Source organism: Ruminococcus sp. (assembly GCF_024684275.1).
The window spans coordinates 1-23,756 of record NZ_JAIKXF010000003.1; the positions used below are offsets into that span (position 1 = coordinate 1).

Here is a 23,756-nt window from a genome sequence, read left to right on the forward strand (position 1 = left end):
GACGGCTTTATCGTTACGGTATACAAGAATCAGAAACCGCTGGTCGAGGTAGCTCCCACTAAGTCCTTTGAGGACGTGACCGTGGCAAGCACAGAGAGTGCATCAGACGGCGAAGAGGGCTCTGACGAAACAGAAGAATAATAAAAATGGCGTGATTTTAAGAACCGCGCTGATAATAGAAGCTTTTTGCCATAGTGTTTCTGATGTGAGGTCAGAGGTGCTATGGCACTTTTTATGGACATATCAGCAGTATCATGCACTAAGATAAATCAAAATTTAATGATGTAGGGGCGAACATTGTTCGCCCGCGTTGGAGTTTGTGGGCGCACAATGTGCGCCCCTACAAGGGACGTCGTGGACGCCGTCCACTACAAATATAAATTATGATTTATCTTAGCAGCCAAATAAACAGAATGCCCCTGAGTGCTTTTTAACACTCAGGGGCAAAACTTCTATATGGGTACTTTTCTAATATCGGGACGGTTTTATTTCAGTTTTTCTTATCCTTTTTATCCTTGTCCTTGCTGTCCTTCTGGTCTCTGTCATCGTTGAAGCTGTCAACGGTATTCAGATACAGTGCAGGATCAAGGCATATGCCCTCATGGCGCACCTCAAAGTGACAGTGTGAGCCGTCAGAATTACCTGTGTTTCCGACCTCTCCGATAAGCTGACCTCGTGCCACGAACTGTCCCTCAGTTACAAGAACAGCGCTCATATGACCGTATACCGTCTGATATCCGTCAGTATGGCCTATCTGCACGAAATAGCCGTAGCCTCCTGTATTCCAGCCTGCTGAGACTACCTCTCCATCGGCTGCCGCATATATCTTGGTGCCTGTGCTTGCGGCTATATCCATACCCTTGTGGTTTCTTTCACCGCCGAATATATCGCTTACCCAGCCGCCGTCAACAGGCCAGCCGAATTCGCCTGAGCCTGTAAGAACAGTGCTTGGACTGTCAGGTCTTGCGGCATAAATGCCTATGCCAATCTTTTCTACCACAGGCTCACGGGTTATCTTGGTGCTTATAGTCTTGCGTGAATATTCCTTGCCGTCGATGTATGTTACCTCGATGTGGCTGGTCTTTTCGCCGCGTCTGCCCTTTACAAGAATATCCCTTACGCCTTTGTTGAGTGAGCTTGTTTCCACCTCGATAGTCTCATAATCGAGGAAGGATATAGGATCGATCTCACGGACGTACTGTATAGGCAGATAGCTCTCGGTCTCGACAACATTTACGAATGTGCCCTTGCGGCAGTTGTTTTTTATATCGGGATTGAGCTCTATCAGCTTGTCGTAATCCATGTTGTATTTCTGAGCTATAGTAGCCGCTGTATCACCGCGCTTTGCGATATATACGGCTTTTTTCTCCTTTGACGAGGTGAGCAGGTCTATTGCCTCCTGCTTTTCCATGACGCTTTCCGCAAGGTAGATGCCGTGAGAGTACTCGATACTGCTTTTGTACTCGATATTCTTGACTATACCGTCCACACGGAAGTTGAGTATCCTCTCGTTAAGGGCGTCCTGTATGGGCTCCTTATCCTTGACAGCGCCTATGAATTTGCCGTCGATATAGATGCCGTATGCTTCTGTAAGGGCGTGGTCTGAAGCCTCAAGCATTTCATTGGCAAGCTGTGCCGAGGACACTATAGTGTCGTTTTCGTTAATTATTTTCAGCGAATACTTAGCCGAAAGGTCTATGGGTTCGTCGCTGTCGTGGTATGAGATCCTCTGCTGGACCTCGCGCTCGGCCTCCTCAAAGTCAGCCTCTGCGGTTATCATGCCTATCTCTCTGCCGTTGTACTCAACGCTGAGACCGTATTCAAGCCCCGAGCCATAGCGGATAATGCCCACAAGGAACACTATGGAAAGAGTTGGCAGGATATAGTTGAAGGCTGTGTAGAAAACTCCGTCCTCGCCGAAAAGATATGAGCACCAGAATTCAAAGAGAGCCTTTTTGTACTCCGCTGCGCCTTCTTTTCGGGCTTTGTTGACCTTTCTGGTCATATCCTTGTTTAAGTTGAAGCGTTCGCGGAATGGCGCTGTAAGCTCCTTTAATACCCAAAGGAAGAATTTCAGGATAGAAACGCCAAGCTCAAGAAGCTCAGAGAGAATGAACTTAACGCTTTTCAGCAGTCCTGAGAGCACTGCTGTGACAGTTTTGGCAGCAAAGCGTCCGAATTTCTCAAAAAAGCCCGGTTCACTGTGCGAATATGACTTCTGAGGCTCGCTATAGCGCCTGTAGAATTCCTCGCGGCTTTTTCTGTCCATTATACCTTCTCCTTCCTTGATTTTTCGTTAGCAAATTATATTATACCACGTTTCGTCTGAAATATCAAGAAAAAATTAAGCTCTTAGCCGCAGAGATGAGCGCGGCAGAAAGCCGCCAAAGAAGCTGTGAAAGGTGACGCAGTAAAAAGGCGGCTAATGCCGCCCCTTAAATCCTTAGTTCTTATCGTAATGCCATGAATAATCCAGCATTTCCACTGTATAATCCTGAAGCTTATTCAAAAGCGGCACAACGTCCTTTCTGGCGGAAGCAAGGTCATGCTCGCGGTAGTTTCCGCACTCTGCCTCTGTGCAGCCCGGTATCTCGCCGCTGTAGTCCCTGATGAAAGTATATGCATCACGAACCAGCTTTATTGCATTTTCGTGAGAAAGTCCCCTTGTGAGGAGATAAAAGCCTGTACGGCAGCCCATAGGTCCTACGTATACGATATTTTTGCCGAACTCGGAATTACGCGCAAATGTAGCAAAAAGGTGCTCGATGGTGTGCATTGACGGTGTTTCAAGGTAAACTCCGCCGTTTGGCTTTACCATGCGGACGTCATATGTTACTATATCGTCGTCGATACGGGATATGTACATACCTACGCTGAATTTTGTGTGGTCTACCTGAAAGCTTGCGATTTTTTCCATAATTATTTCTCCTTGAAAAGTCTTTGTATATCCTCGGGAAGCTCCGAGGAAACGGTGATATGCTCTCCTGTCAGCGGCTCACAGAAGCTGAGCTGTCCGCAGTGGAGCGCTTGTCTTGGTATATCATTACGGAGTCCGCCGTAGAGGTCGTCCCCTGCCAGGGGAGCTCCGATATGAGCAAAGTGTACTCTTATCTGGTGAGTACGTCCCGTTTCGAGGTGTATTTCCGCAAGAGAGTACCTCTCGTTCATCATGAGCCGATTATAGTGGGTAACGGCTCGCTGTCCGTCCTCACGGACACAGCGCAGCATTATGGACTCTCTTTCCCTTGCTATGGGAGCGTCTATCGTTCCGCTTTCGGGGATAGCCCCATGTACTGCGGCGTAGTAGACCTTTTCGCAGCAGCCCTGCAAGAGCTTTGCTGCGTGGGCGTCCTTGGCGATAATGCAGAGCCCCGAGGTGTCGCGGTCAAGCCTGTTCACCGAGCGGAATGTGAGCTCGGGATAGAGAGAAGCAAAGTAATTGCCTAAAGTGTCACCCTGATGACGAATGGAGGGGTGCACAGGCATACCGCTGGGCTTATTGAAGACCACAAGGCTGTCATTTTCAAAGGCTATTGGCACATTAAGACTGCCGTTGGGCTCTAAAAAGCTGTCGTCCTCAAGACTGAGGACTATGACCTCGCCCTTCTGCACCATGTCTATGCTGCGGACAAGCTGACCGTTTCGGGTTATGCCCCCCTCCTGCCGTTTAAGCTTTGTCAGCAGCCGCCTTGATACGCCTTTTTTTGCCAAAAGGAATTTTTCCAGAGTTATGGGACTTTCGGCGTCTACCGTAAGCTCTATCTGCTTCAAGGTATTCGTCCTCCTTGATAAAAATGTCGATACTAAGTGAAAAAGCGGTCATCAGACCTGTAAGTGCATTTGGAAGCCCTGCAATTGTGAGCATTTGCGGCAGATATACCGCCAAAAGCCGCAGAAATACATTTTTTCTGCCGCGCATGAAGCCTGCTGAGAATATCATCGCCCGAAATGCAGTGAGCTTTGGGAATCGCACTAAAAGGTATGGCACAGCGGTGAAGCTGAGCTTCAGCGAAAGCCAGAGAATGACCGATACTACAGTGAGGAACAGGGCGTTTACCGCCAGAAAAGCCTCGCGTGGGCTCAGCCTTTCGCCTGTCAGCCCGTATGCCGCTGTCCCGAAAAATACCGCAGGTGCCAGTGCAAGGAGCCCTGCTGCCTTTGTCCATAACGCGGCGGAAATGCTGCGCTTGAAGGTGCATTTTCTCAGCAGTATCCGCGAAAAGGCTTCACAGCGCTTTTGCGGCAGCTCCGAGGTCATTCCGTACAGGCGGTACGCTGCTGCGTACATCAGCGGAGCTGTAGTCAGCAGCCGCAGAAGTGTGCTTGCCGCTGTTACTGCCAGCTGTATGGGGTCATCGCCGCCGAAAAGGCGTATCGGCTCTATCTCGCCGAAATACAGCAGCATACTGTATACCGCAGCCTCTGCGAAGCGGAAGAAAAGCTCCGCGCCGAGAGGAAGGATACATATCATCATAGTCCGTGCCCGTCTGCCCCTGAGTAAGCCCCGTGAAAAGCGGATAAGCTCCCGAATTTTCATATCTGCGCCTCCGAAAAATGGTTTTGCGGATATTATGGGCAGATACTTGAAAATTATTCATATTATCAGGTATAAGCTCTTAGCTCTTATCAGTATTCGTCGTCAGCTTCGTCAAGCTTTTCGTAAGGACAGTAGCCCAGTATCTCGAATGCCTGAGAATTCAGCCACATCTGGGCGGTCACTATCAGCTCAAAGCCCATGCCGAAGTCACAGCCGAGTGTCTTTGGATCGTACTTTGGAAGCCCGAAGCAGCTGAGCATATTTGAGATTATGCCGCCGTGAGTGATAACAGCGCAGTGGGTGAGCCCGGACTCCATCATATCCATGACAATGGCGTGGAGCGCCTTGTAGCAGCGAGCTGTCATTTCCTCTAAGCTCTCGCCGTTGGGCGGACGGTTGTCCTTGCCGCCGCGGAGCCATTTGTTATAGTCCTCGCGCTTTGCCAGCTCGTCAATGCTCTTGTTCTCGAAATCGCCGAAATTCAGCTCTCTCAGGTCATCTACGGGGACTACCTCAGTGTAGGGGAATAGTATATCGGCGGTCTCGGTACATCGTTTTAGGGGCGAAGTGTATACCCTGTGGACGGTGGGGTAGTCGAATTCGTCCATTTTTGCAGCTAAGTCCGCTGCACCCTTATTTGACAGGGGCACATCAGTCCTGCCTATGTAAATGCCCTTTTCATTTGCCTCCGTCATGCCATGACGGAGAATACTTATTCTGTAACCTTTCATGACTTCTCCTTTATGTTGAATATATCAGCAATCATACTGATAGGATAATATGCACAAAAATACTGCTCGTTTTTTTAACTGTTAGTAAAATTCACGAAAAATACTACAAATTTCCACAAATAGTTTCACGTTTTTGTGTATTTACAAATTATACATTTTGTATTATAATAATAGTAACAGATTTTTTAATAATCTTTATAGGAGGAATTTCAATGAATTCGGATTTCGCAAGAATAATAACACTTCAGCGTAAGGAGCGTCACATCAGCCAGAAGCAGGCTGCCACAGATCTGGGCATATCTCAGGCACTGCTCTCCCACTATGAAAAGGGAATAAGAGAATGCGGTCTGAATTTCCTTGTAAAGATCGCTGATTACTACAATGTTTCCTGTGATTATCTGCTTGGAAGAACTCCCGAGCCGGAGGGCAAGACTATCACTATCGAGGATATTCCCGATGATGACGGAAACAACAGCATGAAGATGCCGTCTCCTGAGATCATCAATTTCAACAGACGTATCATCAACAACTCTATCAGTCTGCTTTTCAGCCTTGCGCAGAAGGCAAACAGCATCACCCTTATCAAGGAGGTATCATCGTACCTTATGCTGTCTGTTTACAAGCTTTTCCGTATCGTTTACAACGCAAATCCCCATAACGACCAGAAGCTCTTCCGCATACCCAAGGTGATCGCAAATGACAGTGCAAATGCTATCGTATCCATGAGTGAAGCCAACATCAAAGCTGCGTCCAGCGGAATCGCCCTTGACGGCAACGACTGCGTCGATAATTTCGATACCCTCTATGTTACTACTGCGACCTTGCAGAAGGATTATGCTCAGTACTCGTCATCGCTCCTTAACCTTATAAAGCGCAGTGAGGAAAGTATCTCACGCACCCGTGCAAAGTACAGAAGCGATATAAAGTAACTGCGTATCCGCAGAGACCGTCTGTCAGGCGGTCGTTGAGGTCACATTAACTATTATACCACGTTTATCATCAGTTGAAAAGTTCTTTTTTGATATTTGATATATAGTTTTCCTATTGATATTGATTTGAAATAGCTATATAAGGTGAGCTCTCTCCGTCGGAATGCAGGTTATATTTATGAGACTGTAATTTCAGGCTCAGCAACCATATTTTTCTGCTGAAGAAAGCAGCCTGACGTGCGGAGTTTTGAAGCTTCACAACAGTTTTTTTCTGCTCATTGCCTAAATATTCGGCGCTTTTGGAGAATTTATGCCTATCCCCTTGACATCATAGCTGTGCTGTGTTACAATTTACAGTAGTAAACCAATGAAGAAGTGTGAGTAGCTCTTGTCTGAGCATTTCAGAGAGCCTGCGGCTGGTGCGAGCAGGTATGCGAAACAGGTGTGAATGGGCTTCCGAGGGCGAGCTGAAGAGGGGGCTTCAACAGGGGAACTCTTGTGTAGGCAAGACGCAGAGGTCTGCGTTATCAAAACCTATGTATTTGTGTACATGATGAGAGGACGCTCAGAGCGTCAAGCAGGGTGGCACCGCAGAAGTATTCAGGCTTCTGTCCCAGCATTTTTGCAGGGACAGAAGCCTTTTTATGTCCTTGTACCGCATTTAATGTCTGCTCAACAACTAAAATTGAGCTTGACATAAAAATGCGATGCGCAAATTCCTCAAATTATAAAGAATTTGCGCCACCTGAACAAAGTTCAGGACAATGACCGCCTTACGGCGGTCATTGAGGATACATTAATTAAGCCGACAATTTTTATTTACAGAAAAGGAGATATTACTATGTCAATGTCAGATGAAAAGATACCTTACAAAATTTATCTTGAGGAGAACGAGCTCCCTAAGCAGTGGTACAATGTACGCGCTGATATGAAGAAGAAGCCTGCTCCCCTTCTTAATCCTGCTACAGGAAAGCCCTGTACATTAGAGGAACTCAGCCACGTTTTCTGCGAGGAACTCGCTAAGCAGGAGCTGGACGAGACAACTCCTTATATCGATATTCCCGATGAGATACAGAATTTCTACAAGATGTTCCGTCCCTCTCCTCTCGTAAGAGCCTACTTCCTCGAAAAGAAGCTTGGCACACCTGCTAAGATATACTACAAGTTCGAGGGCAACAACACCAGCGGAAGCCACAAGCTCAATTCTGCTATCGCTCAGGCTTACTACGCTAAGAAGCAGGGGCTCAAGGGCGTAACTACTGAGACAGGTGCAGGTCAGTGGGGTACAGCTCTTTCAATGGCTTGCTCATACTTTGACCTTGACTGCAACGTATATATGGTAAAGGTAAGCTACGAGCAGAAGCCTTTCCGCCGCGAGGTAATGCGTACCTACGGCGCAAATGTAACTCCTTCTCCTTCCACAACTACTGAGGTAGGAAGAAAGATACTTGAGGAATTCCCTGGTACTAACGGAAGCCTCGGCTGCGCTATCTCAGAGGCTGTTGAGGCTGCTACAACAAGAGAGGGCTACCGCTACGTTCTCGGAAGCGTTCTTGCACAGGTTCTTCTCCACCAGTCTATCATCGGTCTTGAAGCAAAGGCTGCTATGGACAAGTACAATATCAAGCCTGACATCATCATCGGCTGCGCAGGCGGCGGCTCTAACCTTGGTGGACTTATCTCACCATTCATGGGCGAAAAGCTCCGCGGCGAGGCAGATTACCGCTTCATCGCTGTTGAGCCTGCTTCGTGCCCGAGCCTTACAAGAGGCACATACGCTTATGACTTCTGCGACACAGGTAAGGTTTGCCCACTCCAGAAGATGTATACTCTCGGCAGCGGCTTTATGCCTTCACCTAACCACGCAGGCGGTCTCCGCTACCACGGCATGAGCGCTACACTCTCAGAGCTCTACGATCAGGGACTCATGGAGGCTACCTCCGTTGAGCAGACAGCTGTATTCGAGGCTGCTGAGATGTTCGCAAGAGTTGAGGGTATCCTTCCTGCTCCTGAGAGCAGCCACGCTATCCGCGTTGCTATCGACGAGGCTCTCAAGTGCAAGGAGACAGGCGAGGAAAAGACTATCCTCTTTGGTCTTACAGGTACAGGCTACTTTGATATGTACGCTTACGGCGCATACAACGACGGTACAATGAGCGACTATATCCCGACTGACGAGGAAATTGCAAAGTCAATTGCAAATCTTCCTAAGATCGAGGGCTGATGATAAAAAGGACTGCTTCGGCAGTCCTTTTTTAGCCTTTAGCCATTAGCCTGTAGGGGCGGTGACTCCCTGTAGTACAGGGAGATGTCCGAAGGACAGAGGGTCGCGGCTCCTGTTGGGAGATTATCCGCCCGAAAATGAAAGCTCCGCATATGCGGAGCTTTTCTGCGTTTGTTATTCAACTGCCAAAAATTCAACTAAGTTAAGGTCGATATTCTTTTCTTTAAGGAAGTTTTCCAGCTGTGTGCGAGTTTTTTCGGAATCAGCGTACTTTACAAGAACAGTCTTATTTTTGAGGTCTGCTTCTTCATCAGTAGGATCGACGCTTGCGTTGATATTATTTTCGAGTATATAGCAGTACAGCAGGGCTCTTATCTTGTTGAGCTCTGTGTCGCTGTCTATTTTGTAGGAGATAGACTTTATCAGACTGCTGTCGATGTCGGAAGACTTTAAAAACGCACCATAACGTGCAGCATAGCTTGTGTCAGCGGTATTTACTTTAATGAACACATACTTATCTGCAAACTGAGCAGGCATTTTGTCCCTTGGGATAACCGAATAGTCTATCTTTTCGGCGGTAAAGAAGTCAGATAGCTGCTGTCTTATTTTTTCAAGATCTGATGTGTCAGCTGCCGTTATGCTGAATTTCTCGCCGTCCTTGACTTCCATATATCGCAGGCCGTCAGAGCCGTCTGCTATATAGACAATGTCATTTCCTGCGATTTTAAAGCGGTTGGTGATAGTTTTTCCTTCGCCCTCGTTTTTCTCGGTAAGGATAACAGTATCTCCCGATATTTTCCATGTTCCTCCGCCGAGATAGCTGCTCAGAACTCCCGGAGAATATAAAAATGTACCGTCTTCATTGAATTCGATATTGCAGTATCCGCCGAAGCCCTCTTTTTCATAATAAAACTTCTTTCCTGCCAGTGAAGCGCTGCCAGCCTTTTTGAATGTGACCGATAAAACTCCCTTGGTATTCTTGTCGTTCTTGGTGATAACGAGAGTTCCGAGGTCTACGGTCTTGCCGTTTTCTTCACCTGTTATCATTACCTCGGCTTTATAGTCATCGGGTATACTTACCGTCTCGGGAACAAAGCTTACAGAGCCGCTTTTGTCCAACTTATAGGTGCTGCCCTCGTCGTTTATCGTTCCCAGTCCGCCGCCATTATAGGTAAATGTCTTGAAACTTCCGTTTTTCGTGGTCAAAGTGATCGGGTAGCTTGGAGACTCGAACTCGAACCACACGCCAACTCCGTTTAGGGAGCTTAGTGAGACATCATAGCTGCTTACCATAGCATTATATGGCTCCATTTCAACATATTCCGAGCCATTTTGCGGGATAAGAGTATTGAGCTTGATAGTCAGCTTTTCGCATTCTTCGATACCGAGAAGCTTCCGCTGTATAGCCAGTGCATCACCGACAGTAAGTCCGTTTCCGTCCATATCACTGTTTATCTTGCCTTGCTCGGTAAGATGATGCTCTGCTGTACCGTCTATGCCATATTTATTGGGATTTGCCATAGCCTGCATGATGAGAACAACGTCAGCCATATCCATCTGACCGTCGCAGTTTGCGTCGCCCTTAATATCACTCGCTTCCGCAGAGGCTGAAATAAATTTCTCAACATCATCTGTACGTATATCAATATAGTTGTTGCTGCCCGAATGCCTTAGTCTTGCGTAGGCGATATCATAATGCTCTATACTTCCCACCGTGAGAGTATAGCCGTTTCCGAGATCATATTCAAGAATAAAAATACCCGAACCTGCAATAACTCCCTTGTATTTAACGAAATCCTTCAATGTAAGAGCATTGCCCTTCCTGGAAAGCTCAATGACATCATCAAGCGTCATATTTTCACCTTCCTCAAACACTGCAATATCCTTAATGGCTGAATCGTCAACTACATTGACAGTAAAGTTTACATCATCAGCACCTGTGACCGCTACTTTATATGTGCCTGCCTTATCGCTGCGGAAATCAGAATACAGAGTAATTGTGGGTGACTTAGGGATATTTGACTGATATTCAAAAGCCACATCGGGATAGGTGTAAATAACAGGCGTCTGGTCTCCGACAGTCATTTCTATCTTTATGCCTGTAAGGTCTATTCCCTCGCCTAACTTGTATTCCACCTTGTCGGGAGGAGATATAAGCTTGTATGATGTTTTGGGTATAGTTGTTGCTGCGGTAGTTGTAGTAGTTTTTGCGGTTGTAGTCGTTGTTTTTGCAGTAGTCGTCGTTGTTACAGGTTTTGCAGTTGTAGTTGTGGAAACGGTATCTGTCTTTGCGTATTTGCTGATAAATGCACCCACGTCACCTGTTTTTACATCAACATAGTTCTCGGTGTCAGAATAGCACAGCCAGACTACATCGGGGCGCAAATTGGGCTCGCCGCCTACCACAAGGAAGAATTCGCTGCCCAGCTCTACCTTGCAGAATCTGGTATAGGCTATAGTGCTTCGCCATTTTATGTTATAATCCGAAAAGTCTGTCCAGTCGAGCTTCTTGCCTTTTTTTGCAAGCTCCTTGACGTCATCAAGAGTCATATCCTTTGTGGTCTGTGCAGTATCGCCCTCCGCCGCAATAACAGCTCCGGGCGTAACATTGGCAGCTGCCGCACTGCCTAAGCACATAGCTGCAAGTGCCAGTGCCAGGATTTTTCTTTTCATAATATCAGCTCCTTTTTTGATGAACAATTCCCTTTTCTGTATTTATTCATAGCTTTCTTTTATATTACCATATAAACAACGTGAAATCAAGAGTTTTTTTGTTAAAGACTGATAAAAATCATAAGCTGATGTGTTCTTGATAACCGCTGTAAGACGGCTATTGTCTTGAACCTTGTTGGGGAGGAAAATGCACTTATTATACTAAAAATCCATTGCTTTCGACTAAAGTTTGTGAAATATTTGACTTGAATATTTTGCAAAAAACGTGTATCATATATTTTGTATTCGTATAAACAAGCTTTTTTATTGATGTGACAATTAGATCTTGAAGTTCAGACGAAGTTTCAGATCCAAGATATAGCTGGTACATCAATATTGTAAGAAAGAGGGAGCATTATGAAAAAAAGAATTATAATGTGTATCATAGCTTCTGCAATGATATGCGGCAGCCTTGCTTCATGCGGCAAAAGCGTGGGCACAGGCAGCAGCAGTTCAAAGACTCAGGCTGCAACTACCGCTGTATCAACAGAAGCACCGACTGAGGCTGCTACAGGTGTGAGCACAGCGGCAGCAGAAACTACAGCTGCACAGAATGAGCAGGCAGAAACAACAACAGCAGCTTCTGATGAGCTTATCGCTGAGGCAGCAAAGGTGCTCAACAACCTTAATGCTGTTGACTATATCGGCGGCGGCTCAAGCGTTGAGGTGGACGAGAGCACAGTTTTAAATGTTGATAATAAATACCCGTATACAAAGGTAACTGATCCGCGTTTCAGCAGCGTTGAAGATGTAAAGAAGTATATTACAGATGCAGTCTGCGGAAGCCTTCTTGAATACAGATACAAGGTCATTTATGAGGGCGAGCCTTCAATGTTCATAGACAGTGACGGTTCACTGTGGTTCTTACAGGGCGCAAGAGGCTGCGGTTTCACATACAACAGTGATCCTGTGGTTTCTGACGTTACAGAGGATTCATTTAATATAACAGTAAATTTCGACGATCACGGAGCTGATTCCACAATGGTGGTAAAGGCTGTAAAGGAGAACGGTCTCTGGAAGGCAAGTTCATTCAGTGTAAACGGCGGCGAAGAAAACAGAAGATAAAAAACAGCGGCTGAGGTATCTCCTCAGCCGATATTTTTAGCCTGATCCAGCATTAAGGCTCAAAAAAGCTCCCATCGGGAGCTTTTTCTTACTTTATTTTCTTGATATGTCTGTACTTTAAGCGTCTTATCCAATAATAGATCATCGAGAAGAAGTCCTTGCCGAAAAAGATTATGATGTTTATTATCGAGAGTATGATGAATATTCTGGTGAAACCGTTGCCCTTTATAAATGAGTACACAAGGAAGATACCGTCTATGAGAGCCAGCCATTTTGCTTTTATGGGGAGCACAAAAAACGCCAGCAGCTGTTCATTCGGGAAGAGTATCGCGAATGCAAGGAAAAGACTGAGGTCAAGAAATACGTTGGTAGCAAAGCCTGTTATGAAGCCTGCAATGATACAGCCTATAATTCCCGTAAAATAGAATATGTTAAATTTGAATGCGCCCCATTTGTATTCAAGCGACGAGCCCATGAACCAGAAAAAGTAGAGTATTATAGGCGTCAGTATGATAAGCATAGTTGACGGCGGTATGAATACGAAGGATATGACTCGCCAGACTTCACCGCGGAGTATTTTTTCACGGTCAAACATAAGCAGCTCTAACAGGTTTACGCTGTTGTTGGGATTGGTGGAAATTATAAGGTTAGCTATCCATACAACAGCCATCGCAAGTACTATATAGAGCATAAGATTGGATATTGCGAATTTACGGAATTTACGCTCGATTTTATTAAGATATTGATTCAGCATGATAAGCCCTCGGTTTTTTATATTTTTTTTAGTATATCATGTGTACAGGGTTTTTGTCAAGGAGAAAAAAGGATCTTGCTTGTAAAATCGCTGTATTACTGCTGAAATGCACTCAATGACCGCCGCGGGCAGTTATTGCCCTGAATGGCAAAACAAACAGACATTGAATAATGTGTCCCGAGCAGGGAGATAATTTGATATTTAAGCATTTATTGGCGGTTTTGGTATAGTATTTTGCGCTTTTTTACACACTATACACAAATCATGCTTTTTACCTTGACATAAAGGGTGATGTATAGTAAAATGTACTATAAGGAAGTATGTAAGAATGGTTTTTTTAGGGGTATTAATTTTTCAAGGAGGAACTTTTATGAAGAAAATAATAGCAGCAGCGTCAGCTATGGCTATAGCTTGTTCGCTGGCTTCGTGCAGCGCTAAGGAGAAAGAAACTAAGGAAACTGAAAAGAAAACTATCGGTATCTCAATGCCGTCTCAGAGCCTTGAACGCTGGAACAGCGACGGCAGCTCTCTAAAGGCTCAGTTTGAAAAGGCTGGCTATAGTGTTGACCTGAGATTTGCGGAGGATAATGCTGACAAGCAGAATGAGGATATCAGCGGCATGATAAATGACGGAGCAGATCTGCTTCTTATTGCTGCTGTTGACGGAAATACCCTTTCAGATACTCTTGTACAGGCAAAGGACAAGGAGATACCCGTAGTAGCTTATGACCGCCTTATTATGAATACAGACGCGCTTACCTACTATGTATCCTTTGATAACCTTACTGTAGGAAAGCTTCAGGGCGAATACATAAGAGATCAGCTTCACCTGATGAGTGCGACAAATGAGTATAATATCGAGTTCGTTGCGGGTGACGCAGGTGACAATAATGCACGTTACTTCTTTAACGGCGCTTATGACACCCTTAAACCTTATATAGACAAAGGAACTCTGCATATACTGTCAGGCAGAAATACATTTGAGCAGGTTGCTACTAAGGACTGGACTACCGCTAATGCAGAGAAAACAATGAAGGATACTCTTGCTTCGTACTACAATGACGGAAAGAGCCTTGATATAGTTCTCTGCTCTAATGATTCAACTGCTCTTGGAGTTGAAAATGCTCTGGATTCTGATTATAAGGGCGGTAATACTCCTTTGATCACAGGTCAGGACGGTGACCTCGCAAACCTTGCAAATATTGTTGACGGCAAGCAGTCAATGACAGTTTATAAGAACGTTCACGATGAAGCAGCTGTTGCTTTCGGTGTGTGCAAGATGCTTCTCGACGGCAGTATCCCTACATCTAAGCTGGCAGAAAGCTTCGGCGATATCAAGGTGAATTACGACAGCGAGTCCTATAATAACGGCGTAAGATATATACAGTCCTATCTGCTGGTACCTTATGTTATCACTAAGGAGAATTTACAGCTTCTTGTAGATACAGGCGTATTTAAGTGGGACAGTGAAAATAAATATCTCGAAGCCGCAGAATAAGCAGTGTACAAAAGGACTTCCGAAGGTGAGCCCCCTCCGGCGGAATGCAGGTTACATTTATGAGACTGAAATTTCAGGCACGGTAACCATATTTTCCGCTAAGGGAAGGCGACTAATGGAAGTCCTTTTTCTGTATGTTATAAATAATGTGTTCTCAATAACCTCGTTTAGAAAGTTATTGCTCCTAACTTTGTTCAGGGGACGCAAATTCTTCTTATTTGAGCAGACACTAAATAAAAATGGAAGCACTTGACTTTTTACAGGCTTTAGTGTATAATATTAATGTTGTGAATGTAATATTGGTTGAATATAAGTTCGTTTCTGACTTATAATGAGATGCTTTCTTTATGTAATTGAATGTGCTTGTGCAGCACAGCTCCCCGTGCAGCGAATTTGCTGAGCAAACGACCGCTGCCGGCGGCAGATGAAGGGAGTTTGCGAAGGAAAGAAATATGGAGCAATGAGAGCGAAAGCGAAGCAGTACGACTTATTTCTGACCGACAATGAGCAGGTCTCGGACTGAAAATAAAGCGACAGCCGTGCAGACCTTACAAAAATTTAATAATTCATGCTGGAATAGCTCAGTTGGTAGAGCAGCGCATTCGTAATGCGCAGGTCTCGGACTGATTATAAAGCGACAGCCGTGTAGCACCTTACAATTTAAAAATTTAATAATGCTAGTGTAGCACAGTTGGTAGTGCAGCTCATTCGTAATGAGCAGGTCTCGGACTGAAAATAAAGCGACAACCGTGCAGCACCCTTACAAATTCAAAAATTTAATATGCTAGTGTAGCACAGTTGGTAGTGCAGCTCATTTGCTGAGCAAACGACCGCTGCCGGCGGCAGATGAAGGGAGTTTGCGAAGGAAAGAAATATGGAGCAATGAGAGCGTGAGCGAAGCAGTGCGACTTATTTCTGACCGACAATGAGCAGGTCTCGGACTGATTATAAAGCGACAGCCGTGCAGCACCTTGCAAAAATATTTAATAATTAACGCTGGAATAGCTCAGTTGGTAGAGCAGCGCATTCGTAATGCGCAGGTCGCGTGTTCAAGTCACGTTTCCAGCTCCACAAGAAAACCGCTTAGAATAGACTTCTAAGCGGTTTTTGTTTTGTCCCCCTTTTATTTTGACCTCGAATTATAAATAAAGCGACAATTGATGAAAATTCACATTTATTCGACGTTTTCTATTGCTTGATTGTGCTAAATATGGTATAATTAAATAAATATAAGCATTTTTAGGAGAACGCTATGATAAATATCAGAAAACTTGAAGCAGAGCTGTGGGAATCGGCTGATCTGCTTCGTGCAGGCTCAAAACTTACATCAAATCAGTACTGTATGCCCGTACTGGGACTTATCTTCCTCAGATACGCTTACAGCCGCTTCAAAATGGTTGAAGCTGAGATACTGAAAGACCGTCCTAAGCGTGGCGGACGTGTTATGCCTGTTGAAGCAAGTGATTTCGCTGCCAAAAGCGCACTCTTCCTTCCCGAAGAGGCTCAGTATAAGTATCTCGTCAATCTGCCTGATAATATAGCTGCGGCTGAACTCAAAAATCGCTCAGGCCATACCATGAACAGTCTCGGTGAGGTCGTCAACAACGCTATGCAGCTTGTGGAGGAGCAGAGTGAACAGCTCACAGGTGTACTGCCCAAGGACTACACTATCTTCTCGGACGAGCTGCTTTCAGAGCTTCTCCGTATCTTCAATAACAGTGCTCTCGACGATATAGACGGCGATATCGTCGGACGTATCTACGAGTATTTCCTGAATAAATTTGCAAAGAACATCGCTCAGGACGACGGAGTGTTCTTCACGCCTAAGTCGCTGGTAAAAATGATAGTCAATATAATTGAGCCGAAAAGCGGAACACTGCTTGATAAAGCAGTTACGAGATTGATACAAAGAATACCGCAAAAAGGCGCTATTTCAGGGCTTTTTGCGAATGACAGACCGATGAGGTCTTATTTTTTTGCCCTGTCGCCGATACTCTGAAAGCCGCTGGGTGCAAAATTTAACGAACCCAGTAGGTTCGTTAAATCTTATCTGTGTTCGTTAAAATATATCAACAGCACCATCAAAAGAGTAATTATGATTTACAGTATAATTTACATTACAATTCGTGTTGTAAAGCCCTATATAATAGGTATTGACATTTAATATCGAATATGCTATAATAAAACAGTATGCACAAACGCGAAAGGAAGTGCTTGAGTATGGAAGAAAAGAAACCCATTCTTCCCATAGAACACATAAATATCGGAGAATTCAATCGAGGTCAGTCTTCTAAACTTATAAGAGGCTTAGCAGAGCGAGATAGTACCGCATTCGTGTTGAAAAACGGAAAACCTATTGCTGTGCTTATATCATATGAAAAATACGAACGTTTATTAAAACAAGGCATTGATATAAATGAAAAGTAACTTTTATATTATAGTATCGGAGACTGCGTAATGGTTAAGAAAAAATACGGTGTAGTATACACCCCAACTCGACTGGCGGATTTTGTCGCAAGCCTTCTTTTTAGTATTGCTGAAAAAGAGAATTATTCTGTTAACAGCATCTTAGATCCAGCTTGCGGGGAGTGTGCACTCCTTAAAGCAGCCCATTCGGCGTTTGGAAATTCGGTTAAATATTATGGAGTTGATGTCGATAATGATGTCATCTCACTTAATAGTCAATTCAAGATAACTCATAATGACATGATACTTCCTGTGAATGTCAAGAAGAAATCGGCAGATTACTGGAAAACAAAATTCCCGAATCTCTCTATGATAATCGCAAATCCTCCATGGAGTTCTGAAAAAATATATGAAAGAGATAGTCTAAGAAAAGCGGGATTTAATCTAATAGATGGACAATATGATAGTTACGTACTGTTTATCGAGTTATCGTTTTCCATTCTTTCCGAGGGTGGGTATTTGGGATTTATTATCCCGGATTCATTATTTGATGCTCAAAACGAGTCACTCAGGCGCTTTTTGTCTGAACATACACAGATTAAGGTAGTTGCAAGGCTTGGAGAAAAAATATTCGATGAGGTTAACAGAGCTACTACAATCATAGTCTGCAAAAAAAGCAAACCCGATTCTATGAGCACGACACAATGTTTCAGATTAACAACAGATGATCGCAGAGCCTTCCTTTCGTCAAATATTCCTTTAATTGCATTCTATCAGAATCAGGCACATACAGTGCTTCAAAGTCGTTTTTGTAATAACGAGTCGTGCAATTTTGATATTGATACTCGTGTTGAGGAAGAAACTGCGCTTAATAAGATTAGAAACGTCGGAACGCGACTTTCGGAGTATTTTATATTTGGGCGAGGGGCGGAAATTGCAAAAGCAGGAAATGTTGTTGTATGTCCATCGTGTCATTATGCGCAGGGTTATAAAAAATCACAATTAGAATCCGGTTCAAAACAATGCAGCAAATGTAAAAGTAAGATTCAAATTAACGCTTCTACTATTCAACAACTTATTTCAAAGGAACCATTAGAAAACAGTGTTCAGATTTATGTCGGTGAAAATGTTCACAGGTATTTGATAACGGGCGAATTACACATCCGTTTAGGTGTAACAGGCATCAATTATAAAAATAGAGGATTATATCTTCCACCTAAAATACTCGTTAGAAAAACCGGGTTAGGCATATATGCTGCAATTGATTATACTGGCAGTATGACAAGCCAAACAGTATATATCCTCAAATATAAAAGTGGCGATGTGAAAATTCCTCTTGAGTATTTCTTAGCTATGTTGAATTCAAGAGTAATATATTACTATTATTTAAAGACTTATGGCGAGAATGAATGGAAATCGCATCCATACTTAACAAAGCAGATAATCTTTTCTTTCCCTATTGCGCAATATGAAGCCAGTGAAATTGATGAGCAGATCATCGCCATCTCGAAGGAACTGGCACAACAATACGACCATGACAAAGACATTGAACTTGAAAGGATCATCATGCTTAAATACGGCTTATCCGAAACAGAACAGCAGATGATTTACGACGAAATGAATCGTTTGCCTGATTTGGGAGCAGTAAATAACATGAAGGTGAAGTGATACATCAATGTATCGATATATTGGTAATAAAACAAAGCTTACCGCTGTCATTCTTGATAGAATAGCGGAATTAATTGGTTTGAATGGAACTGTTGCAGATATTATGGCTGGAACTGGAACGGTATCCTATGAGCTGAGAAAACGTGGATATTCTGTAGTGGCTTCTGATATGATGACGTACTCATATCATCATCTAATCGTTAACTTAACTTTATCTGAAGCTCCGGATTTTCGGACACTTATTTCATCTGGTAGACTTGGTATTCTTCGGTCAGAAAACTCGTATGAAGCGGTACTAATGTATCTGAATTCCTTGCCTCCAGTAAAGAGTTTTTTCTTTGAAGAATTCTCTCCGGATGGAACCCCTTCCAATGGAGGTGAGCCACGGAAATATTTTACATCTGATAACGCCGCAAAGATTGACTCAATCAGAGAGACAATAAATGAATGGGTAACTAATAGCTTGGTCACCCCTGCAGAAGAGTCTCTACTAAAGCACACACTCATAATGGCGGTAAATGAGATTGCAAACATTTCAGGAACATATGGCTATTTTCTGTCAGACTTTAAGAAAAATGCTACAGATTCTATTGTTTTAAAGCCATTAGTTTTTTATCCAACTAATTCCGAAGGGCATATTGTGAAGCAGGGATTCGCTGAAGAACTGGCATCATCAATATCAGCAGACCTATGCTATATAGATCCACCATATATGAAACGCCAATATGCGGCAAACTACCATATTTTAGAAACCCTTGCAAGAGGCGATTTCCCAGATGCGATAGGAAAAAGCGGCTTACGAGATTGGTGGGATCAGCATTCAAAGTTATGTACGAAAACAAGAGGACTTCAATCCTTTGAAACTATAATGCATGATTTGAATGCACCATATTTTTTGGTTAGCTATAGCGAAGATGGGCTGTTTTCGTTAGAACAATTAGTGCAAACATTTTCTAAATTTGGAAAAGTTACAACTCAAGAAATCGATTATGCTCGTTTTCGAAGCAATAACAGCAAGCTGCCCAAGCAATTAAAGGAATACTTAATAACTGTCAAGAGGTAAATAATATGGAATACATTGATAGAGTGTTTTACAGAAAGGTTAATCCATCCGACTTTAAGAAGCTGTACGATATCGATAAACCTGAATCGGGTGGAGGTCAAACATATCTTGAAGCGGCAGGAATATCGCATGAGGATATGGTGGATTTCCTTTCATATGCAGAAGAATCAGAAAGCCCGTTAGATGGAGAAACTCGTTCAATATATACGATTAATGCATATGTTCTTGGCGATGCCAAGCGCACGCACGATTTTATTGAATTTGCACCTCGTAAAGGCAGAAATAATTATCGCATCAGCAGGCAGAACATGAAATATAAGCATCCAGCTTGGCGAATTGAAAACGGTTTTCCGGAGCCTGAAAAGGATATCACAGGAGATTATCTTTCTGACGCTACTTTTGGCGGCATCATAGACAATCTTGTTATTATAATTGTTCGTACCACATACAAAAAGTATTATGCAAGTTTTATTAATTATGAGGAGATTCCTGATACATGGGCTTCTGATATCGGACTTGAAAGATTGTTTACAGGTGAAAGAAGAGGCGTTCTTTCTTTCTCGAACTACTATGTTCCTTTTATAAATAACAAAGCCAATCCGTTTGGAGATGTTGACAAAAAGGAAAGAGTAACTACTGGCACTAACATTCTGCTTTACGGTGTTCCGGGTTCCGGAAAGAGTTATACCATTCAGCAGGAATACTGCAGCGATGAAAGTCGTATGGAAAGACTTGTGTTTCACCCTGATTATACATATTCCGATTTTGTGGGGCAGATTCTGCCTGATGTATCGGAAGGTAGTGTAACATATCGATTCACACCCGGTCCGTTCACAAGTATTCTCAAGAAAGCCTATGATAATCCGGAGCAAGAGTTCTTCCTTATTATCGAAGAAATAAACCGTGGCAATGCTCCAGCTATTTTTGGTGAAGTATTCCAATTGCTTGATAGAAAAATGGAAATTGCTACAGAACATGATGATGGCTTTCCTGTTGGTACCAGCGAGTACGGAATAAGCAATTCAAATATTGCAACAATCGTATATGGTGATCCTGATCACAAAGTACGCATTCCTTCTAACCTCTCTATTATCGGCACTATGAATACTTCAGATCAGAATGTATTTACACTTGATACGGCATTTCAGCGCCGTTGGGCAATGAGAATGGTGAATAGCTCTTTTGAAAATGTTGCTGCTGATTTCAGAAATCACCTTATCCTCGATACAGACATTACATGGGAGGGCTTCTGCGACGGCATCAATACGATCATTCTTCTGAAAAATGCACGAATCACATCTTCTGAGGACAAGCGCCTCGGACCGTATTTCATTCATAAGAGTGATCTTGTATTTGATCCCGAAGAAGATAATGCTCAGGCTGATGATGCCGCAAAGATGAAAGCACGCCGTAACAATAGACGATTTGCAGAGAAGGTGTTGAAGTATCTCTGGGATGATGCATTTAAATTCTCTCGTAGTGATGTTTTCAAAATGGACTCCTTCTACAGCCTTGAGCAGGTCATTCATCGTTTTGTGAGCAGTCGAGGAAATGATCGCTTCTCTATGTTCATAGATGATGTAGTAGAACGTTTCCAGACTCCTCATTTGAATTGAGCGTGACATTATGGATATTAACGTTGATCTCAAAACCAGATGCCATGTAAATACCAATGAAGAAGGCGACCGTTTTGTCGGTATAAAGGCAGACACCACGGATGCTGTTGTATACTTCCCAGTAGGTTATCAGCTCCCAGAAGATCGACGAATGCTACGGCAAGATATACTGCATCTTTTTCAGGTTCTGAGTGAATTTACAGAAAGCAATAATCGTGTTCTTCAAATGAAGAAATTCGAAGCTCCTCAATCTGTAGATTTCCCGATAACCGCATACCTCGAAGTCATCAACTACTATATGACGAATGGTTACTACATGGAAAAGGAGCCCGTTTATCAGACTGCTGATCGAGGAAACATCGATTGGGCAAAAACATTTCGTCGAAATCCCGCTATGATACAAAAAGACCTGACTCCGGTTTATACACAGTATACTGTTCGGAAATCTACGCCAAATAGTAATAAGGAAATCACTCGTATTCACAAGTATTGCGTATATGAGAGTTTCAATAAGCTTGGATGGCTTTTTACACCGGATATGCCTGACAGTCCCGACGGCGACATTGACATTACTCGTTCGGTGGCAATACTGCGTGATAAACTTGGCAGCACCAATAATGATACATTAAAGGCTCTGTTCAAGGCTATGATTGAGGTGCTTAAGTATATCGACGAAAAGCCTTCTGAAAAGCAGTTCTTCTTTGGTACCGATTATTTCGAACACGTCTGGGAGAAACTGATAGATAAGGTCTTTGGCATCAAAAACAAAGATGATTATTTTCCTCGCAGCCGCTGGCTGCTTACCGGACGTTCAAACAGAGCCGGAGTAAAAGAAAAATATCCGCTTGAGCCAGACACTATCATGATTCATGGTGATAAAGTGTATGTGCTTGATGCAAAATACTATCGTTTCGGTATTACCGGCAATCCTAACCATCTGCCAGATGCTTCCTCCATCAATAAACAGATAACTTATGGTGAGTATATTGCGCAGCAACAGAAAGCACCGGAAAACTGCATTTTCAATGCCTTTCTCATGCCCTATAATGCTCATCCTTCTGACGATGATCGTGTATTTGATTTTGATGGGACATTCGAAAATATCGGTATGGCTGTTGGAGACTGGAAAGATCAAAGCGCTCCCTATGAACGAATTATGGGAATTCTTGTAGATACCAGATTTCTTATGACACATTATACTGGAAGCCCAAAGAATCATATAGCTGCTTTAGCACAGTCAATAGAACAAGCATTTGCAGAAAACGACGGCTTACTGCCGAAAAGCAACGACTCCTCTGAGTGATTTCAGAGGAGTCGTTTTTTATTGCTCAGATTGCTTTTTCTGGCGGTACCTTGCCTGTGTCATGTTATTTGCGCAGCGAGAACAGCAATACTTTGTTTTTGAAGATGTTGACTTAACCAGAAAATAATTGCTGCACTTTGGATTACCGCAGGGACGGTATAATTCCGTTTTGGAGCGAAGATAGAAAAGCGAAAAATACAATGCACCCATTAAAGAGTCAACCTTCCATGTGGGTTCCATAGTCTCCGCGTCGTATTCGGGGTGAATCCCTGTGATATGATGGTTAATCTCTTCTCCAATCGTGAACTTCGCAAATGCAAGAGTTGCCGATTTTACACGTTCATTGTAAACAAGTCCGCTTTTGGCATCATGAAGATAATGAAAAATCAGGTCAATCATCGATCGTTCTGTGGGACTGCCGCAGTAATTGACAAACAATTTTGTAATTGCCCATTCAATATCGTCGCCACACGCATTATCATGGTCATACATTATTTCATTGTAATCATAGATTGCATATTTGTACAACTCATCCGTCAACGTGTCTTCAGCAAAGAAAAACTCCCCGCCCTGCTCTTCCAGCATTGCATTGTCCCTACTAACACTTATTTGATCAGCGAGAGACAGAAGCTGATAAAGTCTGTGCTGACACGAAGTGTAGTTTGTGTTTGCAACTTGAATCATAATAGGATCAGATAAAGTGAGGTCAAGGGCAAGTTGGATGATTTGTGCGTAATCTTTTTTATTACTTCCCACCGCAGTCATCAGATCAACAGTGGCTTTCAGACGTTTTACAATCGCTATCAAGGCATCGACATCAATCGGATTGTACTCGTCTGGAAGAAGCGGAAACAGGAAACCGTTCTCATTGAGGAATCGTTCTATCTTATTACGGGACGCCGTGCTGAGACCAATAAACGCGCCAAGTATGTTTTCCTGCTCTGCAGTACCGTTTGAATTAATACGAACCAATCCCTTCTTTGCCTTATAAGCAAATCGAGCAGTATTGTTCTCCGGATACATCTTGAAAGTGCGATGCGGTTCTGTATCTGGGGCTTCGTAGATGACGTCTTCTTTGCAAGAACAGGTCGGATTGGTGAAAGTGTACAAATTATCGCCGTAAAAATTCTCAATAATCTCTGGCATGAAAAATCGCCCTTTCCAAGAATTAATGTCGTGGCTTCCAGTCACGGCTTTATTTTTTTACCCTGAAATAATAATGTCAAACATAATATATTGATTACATTATA

The 23,756-nt window shown here is 43.5% G+C and carries 18 protein-coding genes, 1 tRNA gene and 1 other annotated feature; of the genes, 11 read left to right on the forward strand and 8 right to left on the reverse strand.

The annotated features are described in order from the left end of the window. Positions 1-490: 490 nt before the first annotated feature. The 5 genes from K5677_RS00065 to K5677_RS00085 all read right to left on the reverse strand — a co-directional run bounded on the left by K5677_RS00065 (position 491) and on the right by K5677_RS00085 (position 5,268). Positions 491-2,269: a M23 family metallopeptidase gene (locus K5677_RS00065; RefSeq protein WP_296723274.1), complete on the reverse strand. Its 1,779-nt coding sequence runs from the start codon at positions 2,267-2,269 to the stop codon at positions 491-493. A gap of 174 nt (positions 2,270-2,443) precedes the next feature. Beyond that, positions 2,444-2,917: an S-ribosylhomocysteine lyase gene (locus K5677_RS00070; RefSeq protein WP_296723277.1), complete on the reverse strand. Its 474-nt coding sequence runs from the start codon at positions 2,915-2,917 to the stop codon at positions 2,444-2,446. Positions 2,918-2,919: 2 nt separating this feature from the next. After that, positions 2,920-3,771: an RluA family pseudouridine synthase gene (locus K5677_RS00075; protein WP_296723280.1), complete on the reverse strand. Its 852-nt coding sequence runs from the start codon at positions 3,769-3,771 to the stop codon at positions 2,920-2,922. Continuing rightward, complete coding sequence (locus K5677_RS00080; RefSeq protein ID WP_296723284.1) at positions 3,668-4,474, reverse strand: hypothetical protein; 807 nt, start codon at positions 4,472-4,474, stop codon at positions 3,668-3,670. Before K5677_RS00080 ends, K5677_RS00075 begins: the two co-directional genes overlap by 104 nt. Positions 4,475-4,626: 152 nt before the next feature. Continuing rightward, positions 4,627-5,268, reverse strand: coding sequence for a histidine phosphatase family protein (locus tag K5677_RS00085; RefSeq protein ID WP_296723286.1), 642 nt, complete (start codon positions 5,266-5,268; stop codon positions 4,627-4,629). Positions 5,269-5,480: 212 nt separating this feature from the next. Between K5677_RS00085 and K5677_RS00090 the strand changes: the two genes are divergently transcribed. Further along, complete coding sequence (locus tag K5677_RS00090; RefSeq protein WP_024861164.1) at positions 5,481-6,197, forward strand: helix-turn-helix domain-containing protein; 717 nt, start codon at positions 5,481-5,483, stop codon at positions 6,195-6,197. Positions 6,198-6,555: 358 nt separating this feature from the next. Beyond that, positions 6,556-6,816 (forward strand) — a binding site (T-box leader). A 228-nt stretch (positions 6,817-7,044) separates the two neighbouring features. Continuing rightward, entirely contained in the window at positions 7,045-8,421 is a 1,377-nt protein-coding gene (locus K5677_RS00095) for a TrpB-like pyridoxal phosphate-dependent enzyme (protein WP_296723313.1), read from the forward strand. Between the two features lie 174 nt (positions 8,422-8,595). Here K5677_RS00095 and K5677_RS14400 read toward each other — a convergent pair whose 3' ends face one another. After that, positions 8,596-11,094 (reverse strand): dockerin type I repeat-containing protein, encoded by a 2,499-nt coding sequence (locus K5677_RS14400; protein WP_366848624.1) that lies wholly within the window; start codon positions 11,092-11,094, stop codon positions 8,596-8,598. Positions 11,095-11,490: 396 nt separating this feature from the next. Between K5677_RS14400 and K5677_RS00105 the strand changes: the two genes are divergently transcribed. Then, positions 11,491-12,198 (forward strand): hypothetical protein, encoded by a 708-nt coding sequence (locus tag K5677_RS00105; RefSeq protein WP_296723288.1) that lies wholly within the window; start codon positions 11,491-11,493, stop codon positions 12,196-12,198. Between the two features lie 88 nt (positions 12,199-12,286). Here K5677_RS00105 and K5677_RS00110 read toward each other — a convergent pair whose 3' ends face one another. Continuing rightward, positions 12,287-12,952 carry a hypothetical protein gene (locus K5677_RS00110; RefSeq protein ID WP_296723289.1) on the reverse strand — a complete coding sequence of 222 codons (666 nt, stop codon included), beginning with the start codon at positions 12,950-12,952 and terminating at the stop codon, positions 12,287-12,289. 370 nt (positions 12,953-13,322) lie between these two features. On the opposite strand from K5677_RS00110, the gene K5677_RS00115 reads away from it, so the two are divergent. From K5677_RS00115 to K5677_RS00150, 8 genes are all read left to right on the forward strand, one after another. Further along, entirely contained in the window at positions 13,323-14,450 is a 1,128-nt protein-coding gene (locus K5677_RS00115) for a sugar-binding protein (RefSeq protein WP_296723292.1), read from the forward strand. A 995-nt stretch (positions 14,451-15,445) separates the two neighbouring features. Continuing rightward, positions 15,446-15,521: transfer RNA gene (locus K5677_RS00120), tRNA-Thr, on the forward strand. 181 nt (positions 15,522-15,702) lie between these two features. After that, complete coding sequence (locus K5677_RS00125; protein ID WP_296723293.1) at positions 15,703-16,449, forward strand: type I restriction-modification system subunit M N-terminal domain-containing protein; 747 nt, start codon at positions 15,703-15,705, stop codon at positions 16,447-16,449. A gap of 221 nt (positions 16,450-16,670) precedes the next feature. After that, positions 16,671-16,877, forward strand: a complete 207-nt coding sequence (locus K5677_RS00130) for a type II toxin-antitoxin system prevent-host-death family antitoxin (RefSeq protein WP_296723296.1) — start codon at positions 16,671-16,673, stop codon at positions 16,875-16,877. 30 nt (positions 16,878-16,907) lie between these two features. Next, positions 16,908-18,524, forward strand: a complete 1,617-nt coding sequence (locus K5677_RS00135) for an N-6 DNA methylase (RefSeq protein WP_296723299.1) — start codon at positions 16,908-16,910, stop codon at positions 18,522-18,524. A 7-nt stretch (positions 18,525-18,531) separates the two neighbouring features. Then, positions 18,532-19,587, forward strand: coding sequence for a DNA adenine methylase (locus K5677_RS00140; protein WP_296723303.1), 1,056 nt, complete (start codon positions 18,532-18,534; stop codon positions 19,585-19,587). A 5-nt stretch (positions 19,588-19,592) separates the two neighbouring features. Beyond that, positions 19,593-21,203, forward strand: coding sequence for an AAA family ATPase (locus tag K5677_RS00145; RefSeq protein ID WP_296723306.1), 1,611 nt, complete (start codon positions 19,593-19,595; stop codon positions 21,201-21,203). A 10-nt stretch (positions 21,204-21,213) separates the two neighbouring features. Further along, positions 21,214-22,506 carry an LlaJI family restriction endonuclease gene (locus tag K5677_RS00150; RefSeq protein ID WP_296723308.1) on the forward strand — a complete coding sequence of 431 codons (1,293 nt, stop codon included), beginning with the start codon at positions 21,214-21,216 and terminating at the stop codon, positions 22,504-22,506. Positions 22,507-22,524: 18 nt separating this feature from the next. Here the strand turns inward: K5677_RS00150 and K5677_RS00155 are convergent, their stop codons facing one another. Continuing rightward, on the reverse strand, positions 22,525-23,652 hold the full coding sequence (locus K5677_RS00155; protein ID WP_296723311.1) for a CGNR zinc finger domain-containing protein: 1,128 nt from the start codon (positions 23,650-23,652) through the stop codon (positions 22,525-22,527). Positions 23,653-23,756: the final 104 nt, after the last annotated feature.